The organism is Leifsonia sp. NPDC058292, from assembly GCF_042880955.1.
Taxonomy (GTDB): domain Bacteria; phylum Actinomycetota; class Actinomycetes; order Actinomycetales; family Microbacteriaceae; genus Leifsonia.
In genome coordinates this window covers 1-22190 of the sequence record NZ_JBHVYL010000016.1, presented here as the reverse complement: position 1 = coordinate 22190, position 22190 = coordinate 1, and the positions used below count along the sequence as shown (strand labels likewise).

Below are 22190 nucleotides of genomic sequence, written 5' to 3'. Positions count from 1 at the left end.
TTCGGGGCCACCGAGCGCCGGCGATAGACTCCGTTCGTGACCGACCCTCGCATCCGTGTGCTCGTCGTCGATGACGACCCGATGGCGGCGGCCGGAGTCACAGCGGTGCTCGGCGCAGCGCCCGACATCGAGGTGGTGGGCCGGTGCGCCGACGGTGACGAGGTCGCGGCCGCTGTCAGCTTGCACCGCCCGGATGTCGTGCTCTGCGACATCCGGATGCCCCGGATGGACGGCGTGGCCGTGGTTCAGTCGTTCGACGGGAGCGTTCCGCGCTTTCTGATGATGACGGCGTTCGACGAAGACGGTCGCGTTCTCGACGCGGTCAGCGCCGGTGCGTTCGGGTTCATGCTCAAAGACGACGATCCGCAGCGGATCATCGACGCGGTGCGGCAGGTCGCGGCCGGGGATGCGGCCTTCTCGCCGCGCGCGGCGCGTCAGCTCTCGCTGTGGGTGCGCGATTCGCGTGCGTCGGACGCTCGGCGGGAGGCCTCGGTCAAAATGGGTCAGCTCACGCCGCGTGAGCGCGAGTTCGCCCTCGCGTTGACCAACGGAGCGTCGGATGCGGAACTCGCGCAGCAGTTCTTCGTCGCGGAGACCACGGTCAAGTCCACGCTCGCGGCGATTCGCCAGAAGTGGGGCGTGCGGACCCGCACCGAGCTCGCCGTGATCGTCGCGCGCTCCGGCGCCTGACCGACCGCGACGCCGACCGCGACCTCAGCGCAGCGTGACGGTCGCCCCGTCCCCGCCCCACCAGCTCGTGATCAGCTTGACACGATCGAGCGAGGCTCCGGGCGGCACATCGAAATAGACCGTGCAGTTGACTGTAAGGCCTGGGTTGACGGTGGTGAGAAAGGAGTCATCGCCGAATCGTCCCAGGGTGTTGTCGGGTTTGTACCGCGCGTTTTCGATGTATCCGAAGATGTCGGAGGCGGACACATCCTGTGGTTGCGCGCTCCCGTTGGCGACCACGAAGTCGACCTTGCAGAACTGACCCTTCGGCGCGACCTCCCCGAACACGTCCTCCTGAGCGCCGAGCCCGCACTGCATGCCTGACACCGAGAACGCGACGCCCGCCCGGCTCGTGACGGGCTGTCCGACACCGGCCGCGGCCGCCGGCGGCGCAGTCGTCGGTGGCGCGGTCGGGGTGGCCGGAGGTGCGCTCGTGGGCGGAGCGACGCTCGACGACGCGGATGGCACGGCAGCAGCGCCGGTCTGCGAGTCCGATCCACCGGCGAGCACGCCGATCGAGACGACGCCCATGAACAGGGAGAGCAGCCAGCCGACACCCACGATGACGATCGCCCACGTCGCTTGGCCCCTTCCGGGCCGTCGTGCCATGAGCACACGAATGGCGAGGATGAGCGCGGGAACGAACGGCAGCCAGGCGAACCAGGCCGCGAACGGCAGTACGCCGAGAACGAAGCCGAGGATGGCGAGCACGAGGGCGAGCACCGCCAGGGTGGAGTCGCCGGTGCGGCCAGTCGATCGACCGTCGCCTGAGGCGACCGTGGTCGCGGTCGTGTCGTGTCGAGGCGCTCGGTTCACGGTCCACGAAGAGCCGTCCCAATACCTCTGCTGCCCATCGAACTCGGGGTCGGGGTACCAGCCTGCGGGTGTGTTCGTCATTGTTCGTCGAGAGAACAGTGCGGGTCCCGGCCGGTGCGCACACCGGGACCCGCACCCGTGTTCTACTCGCTGTCGGTGCCGGTCGCGTTGCAGGTGACGAAGGCGAACTCACCGGATGCGGTCTGCTCGGAGACGACCTTGCCGCCGACCGTGATCTTGCACGCGACGTCGCCGCCGTCCTGACCTGCGGTGGCGGTCACGCTGAAGCTGCTGAAGTCGAACGTGCCGCCCTTCTTGACGGTGATCGACTTGGTCCACGGCAGGGGCTGGTTCGAAGCGGTCTCAGAGCCCGATCCGCCGTTCGTGTAGGTCGAGTAGGTGATCGACGTGTCGGTGCTCGTGCCCGTCACGTCGTAGACGACCTCGACCGGCTGCGAGGCCTGAGCATCCTGCTTCTTGATTTCGTCGTTGACCGCAGAGGCGAATGCGGCGGTATATGCGATGGCAAGGACGATGGAGAGGATGATCGCAACGCCGGAGATGATCGTGCCGGTGAGGGCGACGCTCTTCTTCTTGTTCTTCTGCACGAGGCCGATGATTCCGAGCACGAGGCCGATCAGGCCGAGGAACCAGGCGCCGTAGTTCAGGAACGGGATGAAGGCTCCGATGAACGCGAGGATGCCGATGACCAGCGCTGCGATGCCGAGACCGTTGCTCGACTGGGCGGGGGCGGGGGCGGCGTACTGCTGTTCGGGTGCGGGCGGCGGAGGGAGGGTGCTCATTCTCAAGGGTCCTTTGCTGTGTGGAAATTCGCACTGGGCAGCGATGGCCCCAGAGCCTTCCAACACTCTCAGAATTGAGACTTTCTCGTCCAACCCCCGAACAGGGGGGCCGGTATCATTTCTGATGAGGTCATTGAGCAGGCACGACGGTTCCGAGCTGGTCGTTCGCGTATGCCGTCCGCAGTGCGGGAAGCGAGGCCTGATCGGTGTTGACGATCGACTGTCCGTCCGCCGAGGTTCCGGTTCCCCCGGTCGGCATTGTGAAGGTGTGGATGCTGGATGCACCCTCGAGCTGCATGCTGGCGGCGAGCCCGATGATGGTCGGCAGGTCGAACTTCTCGTCGACACTCAGGTACTTGCCCATCGCTCCCACGAAGGCCGTCGTGGCGGCGGGGTCGGTGAGCGTCGACCGGCTGAGCACCTTGGTGACGACCGCCCGGATCAGCGCCTGCTGGTCGGCCACCCGCTGGTAGTCGGCCGTGGGGAAGGCGTAGCGCTCCCGGGCGAAGGCGAGCGCCTGAGCGCCGTTGACGTGGTTGATGCCTTTCACGAACGTGTAGTGCGGCTTCAGCACCGTGGTGAATCCGACCGGGCTGTCGACGTCGACGCCGCCGAGCGCATCCGTCATCCCGGCCAGGCCCTGGAAGTCGATGATCGCCACGTGATCGATGCGGGTGCCGAGCAGCTGCTCGACCGTCTGCACCACCAGCGGCGTGCCGCCCCAGGCGAGCGCCGCGTTGATCTTCGCCGTTCCGTTGCCGGGAATCGGAACCCACAGGTCGCGCATGATCGACATGACATAAACGTTCCGGCGATCGGCGTCGACGTGCACGAGCATCAGGGTGTCGGAACGCTGGTTGGATGTGCTTGTCTCACCGATCTTGGTCGGGTCGCCCCGCGAGTCGGAACCGATGAGCAGGATGTTCATCGCCCCGGTCGAGACGGCGACCGGCCTCGTCGCCGCGGGCGGGAACGCGCGCGGGATGTGCGAGACGGTCGAGTTGAAGGTCGAGGCGACGCTGCCGGCGTACAGGAACCCGCCGCCGACGAGCGCGCCGCCCGCGACGGCGAGGACACTGAGGAAAGCAACCAGCGCGATGTAGAGCGCCGATCGGCGGTGCTTCGGGTGCGCGACGCGACCGTGCCAGTGGGGCTCAGGGTGTCCAGCATGCGTGCTCATGATGACCGTCTCCGGCACTCCGAGAGGAGCGTCTCATGCATCCACCCGAACAACGGGCGAGATGAGGAATTCTCATCTACGTTCGACGCTACGCTTGTTTCAGGCCCATGTCCTCATTAATGCGGACAGAATATGTACCCCGGTACCCCCAATTCGCGGGTGAAAGTATCCACAGACCGCTCTGTATATGGTTTCTGTCTCGATTCACGCGAAGCGATAAGGCCTCTACCGCGGCACGATCCGCCCGAGTGTGCGCGTGTAGTCCTCTTTGATGATGTCGAGGTGCGCCCACGTCTCGAGCGACCCGACCTGGGGCAGCGCCCGCAGTTGCTCGATCACGGCGAGCACGTTCGCGGACGAGGTGCCGACGATCGTGGCGATCAGGTCGTAGGCGCCGTGGGCATCCGCTGCGAGGTCGACGGCCGGGGTGGCGACGAGATACCGGCGCACGTCGTCGGCTGCGCCGCGGAGGGCGATGCCGACGCCGACGGCCAGGCGGTTGCGGGAGAGTCCGCCCGCGTCGATGGCGGCGATGCGAATGACACCGGCGTCGAGGAGGCGGCGCACCCGGGCCCGGGCCGAGGAAGGGGAGAGGCGCACCGCATCCGCGAGCGTGCGATAGCTGGCCCGGCCGTCGTCTTGCAGAATCGCGATGAGGTCGTGGTCGAGGCTGTCGAGTCGTACGTCGGTGACCGAGCCGGCGGTGATGAACTCTTTGAGCAGGGCATCGTAGGTGCTGACGCGCACCTGGCGAACGCCGGCAATGGATCTTATGGCGTCGAGCGTGGCGTGCAGTTCTTCGGTGTCGCCGTGACGGGATTCGAACACCACGGGAAAGGCGCCGGCGACGAGGGAGACGAACACAGTGTCGGGGAGGTCGGCGATCTTCTCGGCGACGGGCCTGGCCGGCCCGTCGATGCTGACGGCGGCGTGGATGAGCACGTTCAGCCCGGCGAATCCCGGGTCGAGGGCGGCGACGACGCGGAGGCCGTCGCGGCCGATCAGTGTTCCGAGGCGCCGCGAGACCAGGTCGCGGGAGACGCCGAGCGTGCGGGCGAGATCGTGGATGCTGGCCCGGCCGTCCGCTTGCAGGGCACGCACGAGACTGCTGTCGAGAGAGTCGGCATCGTGCTCGGGAGAGCCGGTGTCGCGGCGGCTGGGCATATCGGCAGAATACCCGGATTCGCTCGGTCGCGGCAGCACATCGGCGGCAGAATCCGCGGCGAACTCACGAAGCGCGCCGCTTATGATCGTCAGAGCGCGCGATTCAACGGAATCGGGCATCCGGAGACGCGGATGTGCCCTTGGACATTCCGGCCGACAGGGGCGAGACTTCACGTCATTACAAGCAAAGGAGCTTCGTGTGTCTGATTCCCCAACGCAATCTGCTGGGCACGCCCGCGCGTTGAAGGCCGGCCTGGCTTCGGTGGTCGGAACGACCATCGAGTGGTACGACTTCTATGTCTACGCGACGGCCGCGGCCCTCGTGTTCCCCCAGGTCTTCTTTCCGGAGATCGACCACGCGCTCGGCACGCTGGCGTCGTTCGGCACGTACGCCGTCGCGTACTTCATGCGGCCTCTCGGCGGCATCATCTTCGGTCACATCGGCGACAAGCTCGGGCGCAAGCGCGCGCTGACCCTCACCCTGTTCCTGATGGGCATCGCGACGGTGCTGGTGGGCTGCCTGCCCGGCTACGCGTCCATCGGCATCGTGGCGCCCATCCTGCTCATCGTGCTGCGCATCGCGCAGGGTCTCGCGGTCGGCGGCGAGTGGGGCGGCGCGAGCCTGATGTCGGTGGAGAGCGCTCCGCCGAAGTTCAAGACGTTCTACGGCGGATTCACGCAGCTCGGCAACCCGCTCGGCGCCCTGCTCGCATCCGGCGCGTTCTGGATTCTCGCCGGGATGGGCGATGAGGTGCTGCTGACCTGGGGCTGGCGCGTCCCGTTCCTGTTCAGCATCGTGCTGATCGGCGTGGGCATCTGGGTTCGTTACCGTGTTGAGGAGACACCCGTCTTCGAGGAGAAGATCGAGGGTCAGACGCAGTCGACGCCGATCGTGTTCGCCCTCAGAAACAACTGGCTGCCGATTCTTCTGGGGTTCTGCATCATCGCGATGTCGTCGGGCGGCTACGTGATCGCCACGACGTTCGTGCAGAACTTCGCCACGAGTCCGGAGGTCGGGCTGCCTGCGGGCATCATTCTCGGCGCCATGACGGTCGCGTCGTTCATCGAGGCGCTGGTCACTCTGCCGCTGGCGATTCTCGGCGACAAGTGGGGCGGAAGACGGGTGATCATGCTCGGCACGGTGCTCTCGTTCCTGGCTGTGATCCCGCTCGTGCTCGTGATCCAGAACCACCAGGTGACGCTCATCTACGTGTTCGTCAGCGTGATCCGCATCACTCTGAGCGGTGCGTGGGCGCCGCTGTCGACCGTGATGACGCAGATGTTCCGTCCGCAGGCCCGCTACACGTCGATGTCGCTGTCGTACGGTATCGGCGCCGCCGTTTGGGGCGGACTGTCGCCCGCGATCGCGACCGGGCTCATCGTGGCCACGGGAACGTTCTGGGCGGCCGTCGGCTTCTTCGGCGTGCTCGCCCTGGTGGCACTCATCGGAACCTGGTTCGCGCCGCAGCACTCCGACTCGGCGCCGGTCACGGGATCGTTCAACCCGCGACTCGACACCACGGCCATCAAGACGACGAGGAGCTGACGGGTGCGACACCTGGCGACCTACGACGCGCGCGATTCGGCACCGACGATCGTGACCGCGGATGCGATCCTCACCGTCGACGAGACCGCGCCCCGAGCCGAGGCCATGCTCACGGCGGGCGGCAGAATCCTCGCGGTCGGCACGCTCGCCGAGGTCGAGGAGGCGGCCGACGCCGCCCACTTGACGGCCGAGCGCGCCGACTATCCGGGCGCGACGATCGTGCCGGGCTTCATCGACGCGCACGCGCATCCGCTGATGTTCGGGCAGTTGCTCACCTGGGTGGATGTCAGCCCGGCGCGCGCCGGCACCATCCCCGAGATCGTGGAGGCGATGCGCGAGGGCGCGAAGCGGCTGCCCGCGGGCGTTCCGTTGCGCGGCTACGGCTACGAGCAGCGCAACCTGGCCGAGCGTCGCCACCCGACGAAGGAGGAGCTGGACGAGATCGCAACCGACCGCGAGGTGTACATCATGAACGCCTCCGGTCACGGCGGTGTGGTGAACAGCTTCACGCTCGCGCAGTACGGCATCACCCGCGACACCCCGAACCCGGAGGGCGGCGAGTTCTTCCGCAACGCGGAGGGTGAGCTCACCGGCGAGCTCTCCGACGCAGCCTGCAACGTGCTCACGGGGCTGCACGGGGTGAAGATCGGTCATCACGGCCCGAACTTCCACCTCGGGGATGAGCCGGCCGAGCACCAGCGGCAACTCGACATCGCGCAGCGCGAGTTTCTGTCGGCGGGCGTGACCGCTCTCGGCGACGCCCAGGTGTCGCAGCGCGAGTTCGCCGCCTACCTGGCGATGGCCGATCGGGGCGAGCTGTCGGTGCGCGTCTCGATGTACTTCCTCTCCCACCTGCTCGACCAGGTGGTCGATCTCGGGCTCACGGGCGCCTTCGGCAACGCTTTCCTCTCGGTGGCGGGCATCAAGCTGTATGCCGACGGCACGCTCGGTGGCTGGACGGCCTACTTCCCCGAGGGTTACGTGGGCGACCCGTGCCGCACCGGCCAGCTCTACCACGAGCCCGCGGAGTATGCGGGACTGGTGGCCAAGGCGCACGGCGCCGGGCTGCAGACTGCCACGCACGCTCAGTCGCCGACCGCCATTGCGATGGTCGTGGATGCGCTCGAAGAGGCCCTGGCCGAGCATCCGGATGCCGACGCCCGCCACCGCATCGAGCACTGCGGCCTGCCCGACCCGGTCGAGATCGAGCGGATGGCGCGGCTCGGCATCCGCCCGGTGAACCAGACGCAGCACTACTACAACTGGGGCGAGGGCGTGGAGCAGGCCATCGGCACCCCGGGTGAGCGCTTCAACCCGCTCGGAGAATTTCTCGAGGCGGGCGTGCCCGTGACGATCTCCTCGGATGCTCCGGTCGCCGAACCGCGCCCGCTGGAGGCCATCCAGGCCGCCGTGACCCGCGTCACGCGCCGGGGCCACAAGCTCGGGCCTGACTCCCTGCGGATCAGCGCGGAGGCCGCGTTGAGGGGCCACACGCTGGAGGGCGCGATCACGCTCGGCCGCGAGAACGAGCTCGGGTCACTCACGCCCGGCAAGCGTGCCGACTTCGTCGTGCTGGGTGCGAATCCGCTGACGGTCGCGGCGGAGGACATCGCGGCGGTGCCGGTGATCGAGACGTGGGTCGACGGCATCCCGAGATACCGGGCCGAGGGCGAGTGACATGACGACGCAAGCGAAGCGCACGACAGGCTGGGTCGTCATCGAGACTCTGCGCAACTACGGCATCGACACGGTGTTCGGCATCCCGGGCACCCACAATCTGGAGTTCTACCGTCCGCTGAGCGCGCTCGGCGTGCATCCGGTCACCACACGGCACGAGCAGGGCGCGGGCTACGCGGCCGACGGCTGGTCGCTGCAGACCGGCAAACCGGGCGTCGTGATCACCACGAGCGGCCCCGGCCTGCTGAACGCGCTCTCGGCCGCTGCGACCGCGTACTGCGAGTCGCGGCCGATGATCATCCTGTCGCCGGGGCCGGCGCGCGGGCACGAGTTCGCCGACGTCGGCACGTTGCACGAGACGAAGGATCAGCTGGCGGCGGCGTCGGCGATCGTCGAGTGGGGGCGCCGCGTCCAGTCCGCCGACGAGGCGGTTCAGGCCGTTCACGACGCGTTCGAGCTGTTCGCCACCGGGCGGCCTCGGCCGGTCTACCTGGAGGTTCCGCTCGATCTGCTCGACGAGAAGACCGACCTGCCGGCCGAGTCGCTGACAGCCAGAGAGTCTCCGGCGATCGCGGCGCCGGACGCGGTGGCTGTCGCCGAGGCGGCGCGGCTGCTCGACGCGGCGACCGACCCGGTCATCCTGGCCGGCGGAGGATCCCGCGCTGCGACAACGGAGCTGCGCGCGCTCGCCGAGCGCTTGGGCGCGCCCGTGGTCACGACACTGAACGCGAAGGGCGTGCTCGACGAGCGCCACCCGTTGTCGCTCGGCTCCAATCTGCGCCTGGCGGCCGCGAGAAACCGCGCCCGCGACGCCGACGTGCTGCTGGTGGTCGGCTCCAAGCTGGGCGAGGCCGAGCTCTGGGTCGACAAGCTCGAAGCCCGCGGTCATGTCATCCGGGTCGACCGGGTGGAATCCCAGCTGCACAAGAACCAGCCGGCCGAGGTCGGGATCGTCGCCGATGCGCCCGCTGCCCTTGCGGCGATCACGGATGCGCTGGGCGCGCAGGAGCCCCGTGTCGACGCCCGGGTGCCCGAGACCCTCGAAGCGGTCGCTGCCGAGTGCACGCAGCTGTCCGCGGTCAACACAGAACTCGCCGACGTCATCGTGGCGGCTCTGCCCGACGACGCGATCGTGGCCACCGACTCCTCGCAGATCGCCTACTGGGGGCTGCTGAACCGGATGCGCGTCGCCACGCCCGACTCGACCCCGTACATGCCCACCTACGCCACGCTCGGCTACGGCCTGCCCGCGGCGATCGGCGCCCGGCTCGCGGCCCCGCATCGGCCCGTGTTCGCTGTGGTCGGCGACGGCGCCCTGATGTTCTCGCTCCAGGAGTTCATCACCGTCGTGGAGCAGCGGCTCGACGTGACGGTGATCGTGGTCGACAACGGCGGCTACGCCGAGATCAAGCAGAACGAGGCGGATGCGGGCATCGCGCCCATCGCCGTCGACCTGGTGCAGCCCGACTGGGTCGCCGTCGCCGACGCGTTCGGCGGCACGGGGCATCGCGTCGCGTCCGGCGACGACCTGGCGCGGGCTGTCGCCACCGCCGGGGAGGCCGGAGGTCTGCACGTCATCCACCTGCCGCAGTCCGGCTTCACGACACAGCAGGCGCCCCCTGCAGAGAGGCAAGAACGATGAGCACCACACCGATCGGCCCCGCCGACGCGTCGAAGACGCCCCGCTACGCCGGCCTCTCCACGTTCGCCCGGCTGCCGCGTCTCGAAGATGTTCCGTCGGTCGACCTGGCCGTCGTCGGCATCCCCTTCGACACCGGCGTGAGCTTCAGACCCGGCGCCCGCTTCGGGCCGGAGCACGTGCGGGCCTCCAGCCGGCTGTTGCGCCCCTACAACCCGGCGCAGGACTTCTCCGGATGGGAGGCCGTGCAGGTCGCCGACGCGGGCGACATCGCCGTGAACCCGTTCCACATCGACGAGGCCGTGCGGCAGATCGCGGAGGCCGCGAGCGACCTCGGCGGCCGGGTGCAGCGCATCCTCACCCTCGGCGGCGACCACACCATCGCGTATCCGCTGCTCAAGGCGGTCAGTGAGAAGCACGGCCCGGTCGCGGTACTGCATTTCGACGCCCACCTCGACACCTGGGACACCTACTTCGACGAGCCCATCACGCACGGCACCCCGTTCCGGCGCGCGTCGGAGGAGGGCTATCTCGACCGCACGGCGTCGATGCACGTCGGCACCCGCGGTCCGCTGTACAGCAAGCACGACCTGGAAGACGACGAGCGCCTCGGGTTCTCGATCGTCTCGAGCGAGTACATCGAGGAGCACGGCATCCCGGCCGCGCTGAACCGCATCCGTCAGCGCATCGGCGACAAGCCGCTGTACATCTCGGTCGACATCGACGTGCTCGACCCGGCGCACGCCCCCGGCACCGGCACTCCGGAGGCGGGCGGTCTCACCAGTCGCGAGCTGCTGCGGCTGCTGCGAGGGCTCACCGATCTGAACATCGTCGGTGCCGACGTCGTCGAGGTGGCCCCTGCCTACGATCACGCCCAGCTGACCGGCATCGCCGCGAGCCATGTCGCTTACGAACTGATGACGGCGATGGCGCAGGTGATCGTGCGTGAAGGCACTACCGCACATCCAGACCAGGCGGGCCGGGGATGAGCGAGGGCGCAGTGCGGCGGCCGCTCGCGGTGTACACCGACGTCGACGACACCGATCCCGCCCCGGGCATCGCGTTGCTCGAGTCGCACGGGTTCGAGGTGCGCGTGCTCGGCACGCGTGACCCTCGGGCGATCATCGAGGGCGCTCGGGATGCGGATGCGCTGCTGCCCGGATACGCCGCCATCACCCGCGAAGTGATCGAGGCCCTTCCGCGGCTCAAGGTCATCGCGCTCATGTCGATGGGCTTCGACTACGTCGACATCGAGGCGGCCACTGAGCGCGGGGTGTGGGTGACGAACGTGCCGGGCGCCGCCACGGAAGAGGTGGCGACGCACGCCCTCGCCCTTCTTTTGGCGAGCATGCGGCAGCTCCCCTTCTACACGGCATCGGCCACACCAGAGCGGTGGAACGAGCGCGCACCGAAGGCACCGCCTCGGCTCAGCGAGCAGACGCTCGGCATCATCGGGCTCGGCAAGATCGGTCGCGAGTTCGCCCGGCTGGCGGGCCCGCTCTTCGGCCGGGTGCTGGGATACGACCCGATGCTGCCCGACACGGCGAGCGTCCGATCAGACCTCGAGAGGCTCGGCATCGAGCGGATGAGCCTCGACGACGTGCGGAGCGGCTCTGACGCCCTCTCCCTGCACCTGCCGCTCACTGCAGAGACAACCGCGATGGTGGATGCGGAGTTCCTGGCCCGCATGCCCGCCGGGTCGACCCTCGTCAACGTCTCGCGCGGTGGGCTCATCGACAACGCGGCACTCGTGGCGGCACTGGATGCGGGGTGCCTCTCCGGCGCCGCGCTCGACGTTCTCGACGAAGAGCCGCCGCCGGCCGCGCATCCGCTGCCCGACCGCGACGACGTCGTGCTGACCCCGCACATCGCCTACTTCTCCCGGCGCACCGAGATCGAGTACGTTCGGGTTCAGGCGCAGAACGCGGTGGCCGCGGTCACGACCGGCAAACCGGAGGCCGCGGTCAACAGCCCCAGCGCCCGGAACAACTCCGGCAGCCACCCGGCTGAAGCGCATAGTCTCTGAGTGCACGCCCTTTCATCGGAGAAGAGGAAGAAATGAACTACGCCGTGACCAACCCCGCGACGGGCGAGACCGAGCAGACGTTCGAGACACTCGACGACGCCGGCCTCGAGCGAGCGATCTCCTCGGCCGACCACGCGTACCGCGAGTGGCGCCGGTCGAGCAGCGTCGAGGAGCGCGCCGGCCTGGTTCGCCGCATCGGCGAACTGCACGCCGAGCGTCGACAGGAGTTGGCCGAGATCATCGTGCGCGAGATGGGCAAGCCGATCGAGCAGGCGCTCGCCGAGGTCGACTTCGCCGCCGCGATCTACGAGTACTACGCCGACCACGCCAGCGAGTTCCTCAAAGACGAGCCCATCACGCTGCTCGACGGTGAGGGCTCCGCGCTGATCCGGCGCTCGGCGCTGGGTGTGCTGCTGGGCATCATGCCGTGGAACTTCCCGTACTACCAGGTGGCCCGGTTCGCCGGCCCGAACCTCATCATCGGCAACACCATCCTGCTGAAGCACGCGGAGCAGTGCCCGGAGTCGGCTGCTGCGATCGAGCGCATCTGCCTCGACGCAGGCCTCCCCGAGGGTGCATACGTGAACATCTACGCCTCGCACGAGCAGATCGAGAAGGTCATCGCCGACCCGCGCGTGCAGGGCGTCTCGCTCACCGGCTCCGAGCGGGCGGGCGCCGCGGTCGGCGAGCTCGCCGGTCGCTACCTCAAGAAGGTCGTGCTCGAACTCGGCGGCTCCGACCCGTTCATCCTGCTCTCCACCGACGACCTGGATGCGGCCGTGCAGAACGCCGTCGACGCCCGCCTCGACAACAGCGGGCAGTCGTGCAACGCCGCCAAGCGTTTCGTGGTGGCCGACGACCTCTACGACGGGTTCGTGGAGCGGTTCACCGCGAAACTGGCCGAGGTCGAGGCGACCGACCCGACGGCCGAAGACTCGCAGCTCGGCCCGCTCTCGTCGCTGCGTGCGGCCGAGAACCTCGAAGACCAGGTCAAGCGCGCTGTCGAGAACGGCGCCACCCTGGTGCGCGGCGGCGGCCGCACGGGAGCGTTCTTCGAGACGACGGTGCTGACCGACGTGAGCTCTGAGAACCCCGCCTCGAAGGAGGAGTTCTTCGGACCGGTGGCCCAGATCTTCCGTGCGACAGACGAGGCCGACGCCGTGCGTATCGCGAACGACACGCCCTACGGGCTGGGCTCCTACCTCTACACCACCGACGAAGACCAGGCCCTGCGCGTGGCCGACCAGATCGAGGCCGGCATGGTGTTCGTGAATGTGGTGCTCGCCGACGGGGCCGAACTGCCCTTCGGCGGTATCAAGCGCTCCGGCTCCGGGCGCGAACTGGGCCGTTTCGGCGCCGACGAGTTCGTCAACAAGAAGCTGATCCGCATCGGCTGACGCAGCAGCAGCAGCAGCAGGCGCACGCGCCGCCCGATTCGCCCGAGCCTCAGCGCGCGGCGAACCGGGCGGCGTGGCCGAAAGCGAGCGCCGGCACCATGTGGTGCGCGTCGTAGTAGCCGTAGCTGGGGCGCACCGCGGCGTCCGGGTCCTTGGTTCCCGGCGCGAGTGGCGTCGCGTGGATGTAGCCGTTCGAGAAGTGCACCCAGGTCGTGTTCCCGTCTTTGCTGGTGCCCTCCTCGACAAATCCCGCCGAGCCCGACTTGCGCACGATCAGCGCGGCATCGATCAGCGTGTTGCCCTTCGCTGAGTTGTAGGTGTCTTGGGAGTGATAGCTGCGCAGAACCCGCGACCCTCTGCGCCAGCCCGTGAACGCGGACGACAGGTGCGCCCATCCGGAACTGTCCACACCGTCGATGTCCCAGATCTCGGTCCAGGCACTGGCGAAGACGCTGGGATTCGAGGCGAAGACCGCGGCGGGATACTTCTTCGCATCCAGCGCCGCCGATGAGCACAGGGCGACCACCGCGTTGATGCCCGCGCTGAAACCGGATGCGGTCACCGCGAACCTGCGCGGAACGTGGTCGGGGACGACGTGTCCGGAGGGCGGAAACGTCGTCGCCATGGCGCCCGACAGCGACAGCTTGGCTGACGGCGTGGTGCGCGAGTTCACCAGCTGCCGCGCGTAGAGGAAGCGGACGATGTCGGCCGTCGCCCTGCCCATCCCGCTGACGCTGGAGAACGGCCCCCAGTCCGCGCTCGCCTGGATGGGCATCACCACGATCGGATTCCGGCCGGCGGCGAGAATCTGGTAGACGATCTTGTAGCCGACGTCGAGGTAGTTGGTGGCGAGATCGGCATACGGTTGCAGCGTCGCGTCCCCGTCGACCGCCTGTTTGGGCGGCTTCGGCTTGCCATTCCGCATCAGGAAGGCGTAGGGATAGTTGCCGAGAAACGGATACTTGTCGGCGGGATAGCTGGGCGCCGTCGTGGTCGGCGAGTAGAAGATCACCACACGGGGGATGTCGCCGAGCGGTTCGCGAGGCACCCAGACCAGCAGCAGAAAGCGGGGGAGCCGCTCGGCGGGGCTGCGGGCCGGGCCGTGTTCGAGGAACACGAACGATCCGCGCTTGGACAGATCGATCGGGGGTGGGTCGTCGTGTGCGAGCCGTGCCCAGCCGGCGCCGTTCGGGTCGCCGAACACCGGCTCCTTCAGGATGCGCATCGACTCCGTGCCGAGCCACCCGCCGCGGTAGATCCAGGTGCCGCCGCCGGCATCCTGCACGTACAGCGCCTGCGGGTTGTCCGTGACCTTGAGGCCGGCGGATTTGACGATCGGGGCGAAGTCGACGGAGCCGATGACGACCGCGAGCGAGATCGCATCCGTCGCACCAGACACGGTGACCGCGGGATCGTCGGTCAGCCATGCTCCGCCGACGAGGGATGCGGTGAACGTCTCGGTGCGCAGCAGCGGCGGCCTCACGGAGACGAAGAGCACTGTCGCCGCAAGGTCCACCTCCAGCACGGCGCCGGCTGCCAGCGGGAACGACCGCTCGTTCACCTGGAGCCCCGGCCCCTTGACTGCGCAGTTGATCGAGATCGCGGCATCCGGTTGGGGCGTGCCGTTCGTGTCGGCCACAGTGACGGTGATCTTCACAGGGATCGCCCCCGCACTACAGCAGCCGCCCTGACTTGGGGTCGTACTCCACCTGCACCGCCACGATCTGATCGGTGGGCAGAACCTCCGTCCACTGATCGAAGACCTCGTAGGGCTCGGCCGGTTTGAATCCCGTCTGCAGGGGGTCGAATCCGGTCTCGAACACCTTCTCGGTGGCCAGAGTGTTGGTGATGTCGGTGTTGGAGGCCTGCAGCTCGGCGGCCAGCAGGTGCAGCACCTCGCTGAGGGTCTTGCCCGCGTATTCGGGCGGGTCGCCCGGTTGTACCGGATACGGCTTGCCCAGTCCGGTCTCGCCTTCGACGCCCGCCTGCTCGAGCCAGTCGAGTGCTTCGAGCTCGTGCCCGACCCGGATCGGCAGCACCGCCTTGACCCACGCGGCGTTGAGGAACTCGTTGCGTCTCTCGTCCGCGTCGATCTGCACCAGCCAGCCCAGCGAGCTGCCGAACGGTGCCGGCGAGGACTCCTCGGTGACGGCGTAGTTCTTGCGCCACTCCGGATGCGCGGCACCGGACGGATCGACCGCGTTGTCGTCGTCGGTCAGCGAATACCAGCTCGCCACGGTCGAACCGTCGAGCGCGTCGGCCGGGGCCGCCGACGGCATGTCCGGCACCGGATACTTGCCCTCCGACGCGGCCGACGTCTCGGGAACCGTGACCGGGGATGCCCGCCAATAGTCGGGCGCCGCGAAGTACAGCATCTCGTCGACGTCGAAGATCTGGCGGATCAGCTCGGAGTCGACATGCGGATCGTCGAACAGTCGAAGGTCACGCACCAGACGCCCGTACACCGTGTACCGCTCCTCTTCGCGGAGGTCTTCCGACGGCCGCCGCTCCATGGAGCTCACCAGGTTCATCCGTTCGCGGATCGCCGTGACGTACGCCCGCCGTTCCGCATCCGCGACCTGGGCCTGATAGTCGACGAGCTCCTGCTGGTAGGCGAGCTGGGCGGGGTCGACCGACGGCGGCTTCCAGGTGATCGCGACGGTGAAGTCGATGATCCGGCCGCCGCCGAAGTTCAGGAACTGGGCCTTGAGCGTGAACGCGCCGGTCGACCCGGTCAGCCAGTCGTAGTGCGCGAGGAACTGCGCGTCACCGCCCTGGGTGCGCGCGGAGACGGCGCGGATGGCGGAGATGGTGTACCCGTCGGCGGGCGGTGGAGCGACGTAGTCCTGGTCTCCGTTGATGTGGTCGGCGTTGTCGTCGCTGTGCATCCCGGTGATGCCGCCCGGGGGAGCCTCGGCGCTGCGGGTGTAGTTGGCGTCCTGATGCGGATCGTTCTTCGTTGTGCCGTAGCGCTTCAGCACGAACGACGACGAGTACTCCACCTCCTTCGGCTGCAGGGGAGTGGGTGCCTCCGGCTTCCGGATGGCGTCGAGATCGGGCGGCGTCACGACGTGCACCAGATCGCCGAGGCCGAGATCGCGGCCGGGAGCGTCGAGGAAGACCTGCCAGCTCAGCCGGGTTCCGATGTGCTGAACCTGCACGCCGACCTTGCGCATCTTGCGGCGGAGTTCGTAGTTGACGAGTGTGTTCGTGGTGTTCTGCACGACGTAGCGTCGGCTGGTCACATCCGTCGACTCGGAGACCGTCGTGAACGTCGTCTTGAAGTTGCGCTGGATCTCGCTGCTGACCCGCGCGCTCTGGGTGCGCGTGTGCTTGTGGGTCACCTCAGAGCTCTTCTTCGTGCTCGTGTCGTTGCTGAAGCTCGCGCTCGCGTCGGCCTGATAGATGCCGGCGAACTTGGCGCCGGCACTCGCGCTCGCGCCGAGCTTGGTGTCGTTGGCGTTGTCCTCCTTGACGGCGTCGGCCACGTCGTCCTGGGTGGTGAGCGTCTCCTCGCTCTTCTGCGTGACGCTCTCGCTCTGCTCGGTGGTGCGCTGCACTAGGGTGCGACGCGTGCTCACCTCCATCACCTCGACCGTGCCGCCGGGGCTGATCCAGAGATGACCGGAGGGCGCCCCGAGAAAGTTGTCGAACTCGAAGAAGTACTCGCGGTACAGCGACACCAGGCCGACGGGCGACAGCACCGCCAGGTTCGCATCCCCGACCTGTCCGATCAGGCCTTTGATGGCCGGATCGAGCACCAGCCGGGCGTTCTCGCCGACGAAGCGGGTGAGCAGGCTGTCGGAATGACTTCTCGTGCGCACCACGTCCTGCCGCAGAGGCGTCGAGGCAGGGTCTTGGTTCGCGGGCAGCAGGGGAGCGACAGACCGTTTGCCCAGCCAGCCGGCCAGCGGCTGATAGACCCCGAAGATCTCGGATGCGTACGGCAGCGTTCCCGTGAAATCAGTCGGAGAGGACGGCGCCGGTTTCGCCTTCACCGGTGCCGGAGCAGGCAGCAGGTGGCTGAGCGCCTGCCCCTCTGCGCCGGAGGAGAACACCGCGGCCGACCAGGCGGCGGCATCCGGTGCGATCGCGAGCAGCACCTCGGCGGGCGCGCCCGACGCGTCGCTGAGAAAGCTGACGATGACGGGGGCGTTGGAGACGATCTTCTTGGCGACGTACTGCCGGGCACCCGACACATCCTTCTGCAGGGTGACCCCTGCCACCGCGGGCAGCCCGGGAGTCGAGGCGGGGTCGCGGATGGGTGCGCCGGCCGGAAAGACCAGCGCGACGGAGCTGCCGGGTGCGCCGCCCGACTCGATCCTGTACGACCACAGCCACAGCTCGTCCGCGGGAGGCACGCCTTCGGCGACGGTGAGTCCGAGAAACGTCACAGTGTTCGGCATAACGACCTCTGATCGGTCGGGAGCTGCGCTCGATTCGCGCAGTCGACCGCCTGCCGGCTTGACGCTTGCGTCGAGGCTACTGCGCCTGGGGCGCAGCGTACAGAGCGGACCGGACTGGCCGAGCGGGACGAGCTCTCGCTCTCACGTGCCCGGGCCGGTGCGCATTTCCAGGATACCGCCCGGGCCGGGGCTTGCCGCAAGGCCGGAGTCATCGGCCAGAATGGCTGGTCGCGACCGTAAACCTGCGCGCAGCCGCGCGCAGACGCACCCGGTCGGAAGGTGAGTGTGCGAACGGTGTCCGACGAATTCGACGTGATCATCAGCGGGGGCGGCCCGACCGGGATGATGCTGGCGGCCGAGCTGCGGCTGCACGGGGTCTCCGTGCTCGTGCTGGAACGGGATGCGGAGCCGAGCCGCCTCGTGCGGTCGCTCGGTCTGCAGCCTCGCAGCATCGAGATCCTCGACCAGCGCGGCATCCTCGACCGCTTTCTCGCGCTGGGAACGCAGTACCCGGGCGGAGCGGGCAGTTTCGCCGGCATCCCGAGCCCGCATCCGGTGCACCTCGACACGGCGCACGGGTATCTGCTCGGCATCCCGCAGCCGCAGACCGACCGGCTGCTCGCCGAGCGAGCCGTCGAACTCGGAGCGCAGGTGCGGCGTGGCAGCGAGCTGGCGGGGTTCGAGCAGGACACGACCGGCGTCACCGTCGAGCTCGCGGACGGCACGCGGCTGCGCTCGCGCTGGCTGGTCGGCTGCGACGGTGGACGAAGCCGGGTGCGACGGATGCTGGGTGTCGCGTTCGCCGGGGAGGCCGCGACGACCGAATGGCTGCTCGGTGAGATGTCGGTGACTGCCCCCGCCGAGGAGATCGCCCGGATCAGCGAGGAGGTTCGCAAGACGCAGCGCGGCTTCGGCATCGGCCCGACGGCGGACGGGCTGTTCCGCGCCGTCGTGCCGGCCGCCGACGTGTCCGAAGACCGCACGGTGGCGCCGACGCTCGACGAGTTCCGCGCCCAGCTCCGCGCTCACGCCGGGACGGACTTCGGCGCCCACTCGCCGCAGGCGCTGTCCCGGTTCACCGACGCCACACGGCTGGCCGAGCGCTATCGAGTGGGTCGTGTGCTGCTCGCCGGCGACGCCGCCCACGTGCACCCGCCGCTCGGCGGGCAGGGGCTGAACCTCGGCATCCAAGACGCGTTCAATCTGGGCTGGAAGCTCGCTGCGGAGGTCGACGGATGGGCGCCGCCGGCCCTGCTCGACAGCTATGAGACCGAGCGCCGACCGGTGGCGGATGACGTGCTCACCATCACGCGCGCCCAAAGCGTGCTGATCTCGGCGGAGCCCGGCCCCCAGGCGGTGCGACGCCTGCTGACCGAGCTGATGGGGGTGGGGGGCGTCGGGCAGCTGCTGGCCGAGAAGGTCACCGGCCTCGGCATCCGGTACGACTTCGGCGACGGCACAGACCTGGTGGGGCGACAGATGCGCGACCTTCCGCTCGCCCAGGGCCGGCTGTACGAGCAGGTGCACGCCGGCCGCGGTGTGCTGCTCGATGGCACAGGTGAGCTGTCGGTCGGCGGGTGGGAAGACCGGGTGGACCGATTGGTCGACCGCGTGGACCACCGCGCAGACGAGCCCGTCCACCTAGCCGCTCCTGCCGTGTTGCTGCGCCCGGACGGGCACGTCGCCTGGCTGGGTGGCGCGGACGATCAGCCCGGCCTGGAGCTGCACCTGGAGAGGTGGTTCGGCGAGCGCGAGACGGGTAGCCTCCTCGCATGACCCAGTACATGATCTCGTTCCCCAGCGCGGCGATGCAGGTCAGCGACGACGAGTTCGCCGCGGTGGCCGAGGCAGCGCACGCGGTCGTCGATGAGGCGAAGGCCGCCGGCGTGCTCGTGTACGCCGGCGGCCTCTCCGAGGAGGTCGCCCCGGTGCGCGTCTCCGCCGAGCGCACCGTGACGAACGACACGTATCCGCAGACGATAGACGTCGACGGAGGCATCACGATCGTCGACGTGCCCACGCGCGAGGCGGCGATCGAGTGGGCCGCGAAGGTCGCGGCGGCGTGCCGATGCGCGCAGGAGCTGCGCGAGTTCGCTGAGGACACGATCCACTGATCCTGCTCCGCCCGGCTCCGATTTCCCGGAGCCGGGTGTGGCCGTGCGGGCGATTCGGCGCCCCGTAATGCATGTAGACGTATTAGTCTGCTGAGCAAACGGCTACTAAAGGGGATTAGTCCATGCCTTCCTTGACCCGGCTGGCCGTTGCCAGCGCGAGCGGTCTCGTCGTGATCGCCGCCGCACTGACGGCGACCGCTCCGGCGACCGCGGAGACCTCGCCTCCCGTCTCCGGCGCCGGTACCGCCGCGACCGCCACTCCCACTCCGACTCCGACGTCGACACCGACCGCTGCGCCGACCGCGACGCCCACGCCCGGTCCGCAGGCTCCCACGAGTCAGGCTCCCGCCGCATCCCCGACCTCCGGCCTCACCGAAGACCCGCCGCTGGCCGAGATGAACAAGGAACGCAACCACAGCATGGGGTCGACGATCGCGGCGAATGAGCCGGGCGCCGTGACGCCGCCCGGCGCACTGAGCACGAAGGCCGCTGGGCGCCCGCCAGGAGTGCCCGGGCTCGACGTCAGCGGCTGGCAGGTGATGAACGCCGGCACGTGGGCGAACGTCTGGGCCAACGGAGGCCGGTTCGCGTATGTGAAGGCCACCGAGGCCACCGACTACGTGAGCAGCCAGTTCTCGGAGCAGTACAACGACTCGTTCAACGCCGGCCTGCTGCACGGCGCCTACCATTTCGCGACGCCGAACACGTCGAGCGGAGCAGCTCAGGCCAACTGGTTCCTGAACCACGGCGGGCAGGGCACGGCCGACGGGCGCACGATGCCTCCGCTGCTCGACATCGAATACAACCCGTACGGCGCCACCTGTTACGGGATGAGCCAGGGCGCGATGGTCTCCTGGATCCAGGACTTCTCCAACACCATCCAGGCCCGCACCGGTAAGTTGCCGGCGATCTACTCGACGACCAACTGGTGGATCCAGTGCACCGGAAACTCCTCGGCGTTCGCCAGCCACCCGCTGTTCATCGCGCGCTACCCCAACAACATCGCCGACGGAGCCGGAACGCTTCCCGCCGGATGGTCGGCATACACGCTGTGGCAGTTCTCCAGCTCCGGCGTCTTCCCGGGTGACCAGGATGTGTTCAACGGCAGCCTCAGCGACCTCCAGACCTACGGTCTGGGAACGAGTCTGGCGCGCACCGTGGCCAACGCGACCGTGTATCTGATCTCGGGGTCGAACAAGTATCCGATCACGAACGGCACCACGCTGGCCGCCCTCGCGCCGCTCGGCCAGGTCGCGTATGTGAGCCAGAGCTATCTCAACAGTTTCTCGACACAGCAGGTGGTGGGCCGCATCATCCGCTCGCCCGAGGGAACCATCTCGTTCTTCGACTCGGGCATCAAACTGCCGTTCAACTCCTGCGGCCTCGTCACCGACTACGGCGGCTCGTGCGACGCGAGCGGATACGTGCAGCTGTCGAGTCCGCAGGCCGCCCGGTTCGTCACGGGGCCTGCCATGACGCCCTTCCTGAACTCGCGCGGTGGTCCGCTCTATTACGTGCAAGGCGGTCAGCGTCACGAGATCCTGGATGCGACCTCCCAGCAGCAGGCCGGCCTCACCGGGTCGTTCAACACGCTCTCCGCATCCGCACTCGTGCATCTCTCGGCCGGTAAGCCGGTCGTGCGAGACAACGTGTACGCGAAGCGCACCGGCACCTCGGCCGGGATTCTCATCACGGGCGGCAAGGTCTCGACCTTCGACGACAACGCCGCGACCACCATCGGCCTCGCGGCCAAGGCGGTCGGCACCCTGCAACCGGAGAGCATCGCGCAGTTGCCGACGGGCACGCCCTTCACAGGTTCGTTCCAGGCATCCGGCACGTCGACCGTGCAGGTCGCGGCCTCCGACGGATTGCACACCTGGGCATCCGGTGTGGGCGGCGCCTCGTTCAAGCCGGTGACCGTACCTTCGGCCATGCTGAGCGGGTGGGCATCGAAGCCCGCCGTGCAGGTCGGCTCTGCGGTGATGTCGACGGCGAGCGGTACCGTCTATCTGGTGATGCCGAGCAACATCCGGCCGATCAGCTCGTGGGATTCGCTCGTCGCGCTGGCCGGCGGCAAGACGCCGACCATCACCGTGGTTCCGCAGGCGCTGATCGCCACCCTTCCCAAGGGGCCGGTCGCGCTGAACTCGGGAACGCTGGTGCGCAACGCGTCCAATGCGACGGTCTACCTGGTGAACGGCGTCACCAACAAGATCCCGTTCTCCACCTTCGGGCCGCCGAACGAGGCCGGCTTCACCCAGTTCACGTACACCACCGACGACCGGCTGGCGGGCTACCCGACGTCGACGACGCTGCTCGGGTTCGGCGTGATCTGCGGAACGCAGAAGTATGTGAGCGCGGGCGGGAGCATCCACGCGGTGAGCTCCTCGCTGCTCGCCCAGTATCCGTTCACCTACGTGCAGCTCGACAGCTTCACCTGCGGGCTGGTGAAGAAGGGCATCGACGCGACCGCGTTCATCCGCACGCCCGACGGCTCGATCTACTACCTGAGCGGCGGGCAGAAACACCCGATCAACTCGATGGCACGCTTCGAACAGCTATCGGCCGGCAAGCCGTACCTGAACGTCGTGGCGGCCCTCGCAGCCACGATGAAGACGGGGCCGGCGGCCTAGAGCCGGTGCTCGGGCACATCCCTTAACGCACAGCGACCGCGAGAGTCTCCTCTCGCGGTC

16 protein-coding genes are annotated in these 22190 nt (G+C 68.4%); 10 read left to right on the top strand and 6 right to left on the bottom strand.

Annotated elements, in window-relative coordinates; all coding sequences use genetic code 11:
* Positions 1 to 36: 36 nt before the first annotated feature.
* Positions 37 to 690 carry a response regulator gene (locus tag ACFVWR_RS10650; RefSeq protein ID WP_387211100.1) on the top strand — a complete coding sequence of 218 codons (654 nt, stop codon included), beginning with the start codon at positions 37 to 39 and terminating at the stop codon, positions 688 to 690.
* Between the two features lie 24 nt (positions 691 to 714).
* Here the strand turns inward: ACFVWR_RS10650 and ACFVWR_RS10645 are convergent, their stop codons facing one another.
* The 4 genes from ACFVWR_RS10645 to ACFVWR_RS10630 all read right to left on the bottom strand — a co-directional run bounded on the left by ACFVWR_RS10645 (position 715) and on the right by ACFVWR_RS10630 (position 4692).
* The gene (locus ACFVWR_RS10645; RefSeq protein WP_387211097.1) at positions 715 to 1626 is read right to left on the bottom strand and encodes a DUF4352 domain-containing protein; all 912 of its coding nucleotides are present in this window, start codon (positions 1624 to 1626) and stop codon (positions 715 to 717) included.
* 62 nt (positions 1627 to 1688) lie between these two features.
* The gene (locus ACFVWR_RS10640) at positions 1689 to 2348 is read right to left on the bottom strand and encodes a DUF4190 domain-containing protein (RefSeq protein WP_387211093.1); all 660 of its coding nucleotides are present in this window, start codon (positions 2346 to 2348) and stop codon (positions 1689 to 1691) included.
* Positions 2349 to 2478: 130 nt separating this feature from the next.
* Entirely contained in the window at positions 2479 to 3528 is a 1050-nt protein-coding gene (locus tag ACFVWR_RS10635) for an LCP family protein (RefSeq protein WP_387211090.1), read from the bottom strand.
* Between the two features lie 225 nt (positions 3529 to 3753).
* Complete coding sequence (locus ACFVWR_RS10630; RefSeq protein ID WP_387211087.1) at positions 3754 to 4692, bottom strand: Lrp/AsnC family transcriptional regulator; 939 nt, start codon at positions 4690 to 4692, stop codon at positions 3754 to 3756.
* A 199-nt stretch (positions 4693 to 4891) separates the two neighbouring features.
* Here ACFVWR_RS10630 and ACFVWR_RS10625 point away from each other — a divergent pair, with 199 nt between their 5' ends.
* The 6 genes from ACFVWR_RS10625 to ACFVWR_RS10600 are packed head-to-tail and all read left to right on the top strand — an operon-like array spanning position 4892 to position 12977.
* Entirely contained in the window at positions 4892 to 6238 is a 1347-nt protein-coding gene (locus ACFVWR_RS10625; RefSeq protein ID WP_387211084.1) for an MFS transporter, read from the top strand.
* Positions 6239 to 6241: 3 nt separating this feature from the next.
* Complete coding sequence (locus ACFVWR_RS10620) at positions 6242 to 7915, top strand: amidohydrolase (RefSeq protein WP_387211081.1); 1674 nt, start codon at positions 6242 to 6244, stop codon at positions 7913 to 7915.
* A 1-nt stretch (position 7916) separates the two neighbouring features.
* A complete protein-coding gene (locus ACFVWR_RS10615) occupies positions 7917 to 9557 on the top strand; it encodes a thiamine pyrophosphate-binding protein (RefSeq protein WP_387211078.1) in 1641 nt (546 codons plus the stop codon).
* Positions 9554 to 10543, top strand: coding sequence for an agmatinase (gene speB / locus ACFVWR_RS10610; protein ID WP_387211075.1), 990 nt, complete (start codon positions 9554 to 9556; stop codon positions 10541 to 10543). Before ACFVWR_RS10615 ends, speB begins: the two co-directional genes overlap by 4 nt.
* Positions 10540 to 11580, top strand: a complete 1041-nt coding sequence (locus tag ACFVWR_RS10605) for a C-terminal binding protein (RefSeq protein ID WP_387211072.1) — start codon at positions 10540 to 10542, stop codon at positions 11578 to 11580. The genes speB and ACFVWR_RS10605 overlap by 4 nt, the downstream gene beginning before the upstream one ends.
* 32 nt (positions 11581 to 11612) lie before the next feature.
* Positions 11613 to 12977: an NAD-dependent succinate-semialdehyde dehydrogenase gene (locus ACFVWR_RS10600; protein WP_387211069.1), complete on the top strand. Its 1365-nt coding sequence runs from the start codon at positions 11613 to 11615 to the stop codon at positions 12975 to 12977.
* A gap of 49 nt (positions 12978 to 13026) precedes the next feature.
* On the opposite strand, the gene ACFVWR_RS10595 is transcribed toward ACFVWR_RS10600, so the two are convergent.
* Entirely contained in the window at positions 13027 to 14634 is a 1608-nt protein-coding gene (locus ACFVWR_RS10595; RefSeq protein WP_387211066.1) for a hypothetical protein, read from the bottom strand.
* 16 nt (positions 14635 to 14650) lie between these two features.
* Positions 14651 to 17383, bottom strand: coding sequence for a hypothetical protein (locus ACFVWR_RS10590; RefSeq protein WP_387211063.1), 2733 nt, complete (start codon positions 17381 to 17383; stop codon positions 14651 to 14653).
* A gap of 294 nt (positions 17384 to 17677) precedes the next feature.
* Between ACFVWR_RS10590 and ACFVWR_RS10585 the strand changes: the two genes are divergently transcribed.
* The 3 genes from ACFVWR_RS10585 (at position 17678) to ACFVWR_RS10575 (ending at position 22130) form a co-directional block, all read left to right on the top strand.
* Positions 17678 to 19159 carry an FAD-dependent monooxygenase gene (locus ACFVWR_RS10585; protein ID WP_387211060.1) on the top strand — a complete coding sequence of 494 codons (1482 nt, stop codon included), beginning with the start codon at positions 17678 to 17680 and terminating at the stop codon, positions 19157 to 19159.
* The gene (locus ACFVWR_RS10580; protein ID WP_387211057.1) at positions 19156 to 19497 is read left to right on the top strand and encodes a YciI family protein; all 342 of its coding nucleotides are present in this window, start codon (positions 19156 to 19158) and stop codon (positions 19495 to 19497) included. Before ACFVWR_RS10585 ends, ACFVWR_RS10580 begins: the two co-directional genes overlap by 4 nt.
* A 122-nt stretch (positions 19498 to 19619) precedes the next feature.
* A complete protein-coding gene (locus ACFVWR_RS10575; protein ID WP_387211054.1) occupies positions 19620 to 22130 on the top strand; it encodes a lysozyme in 2511 nt (836 codons plus the stop codon).
* The last annotated feature ends 60 nt before the right edge of the window (positions 22131 to 22190 follow it).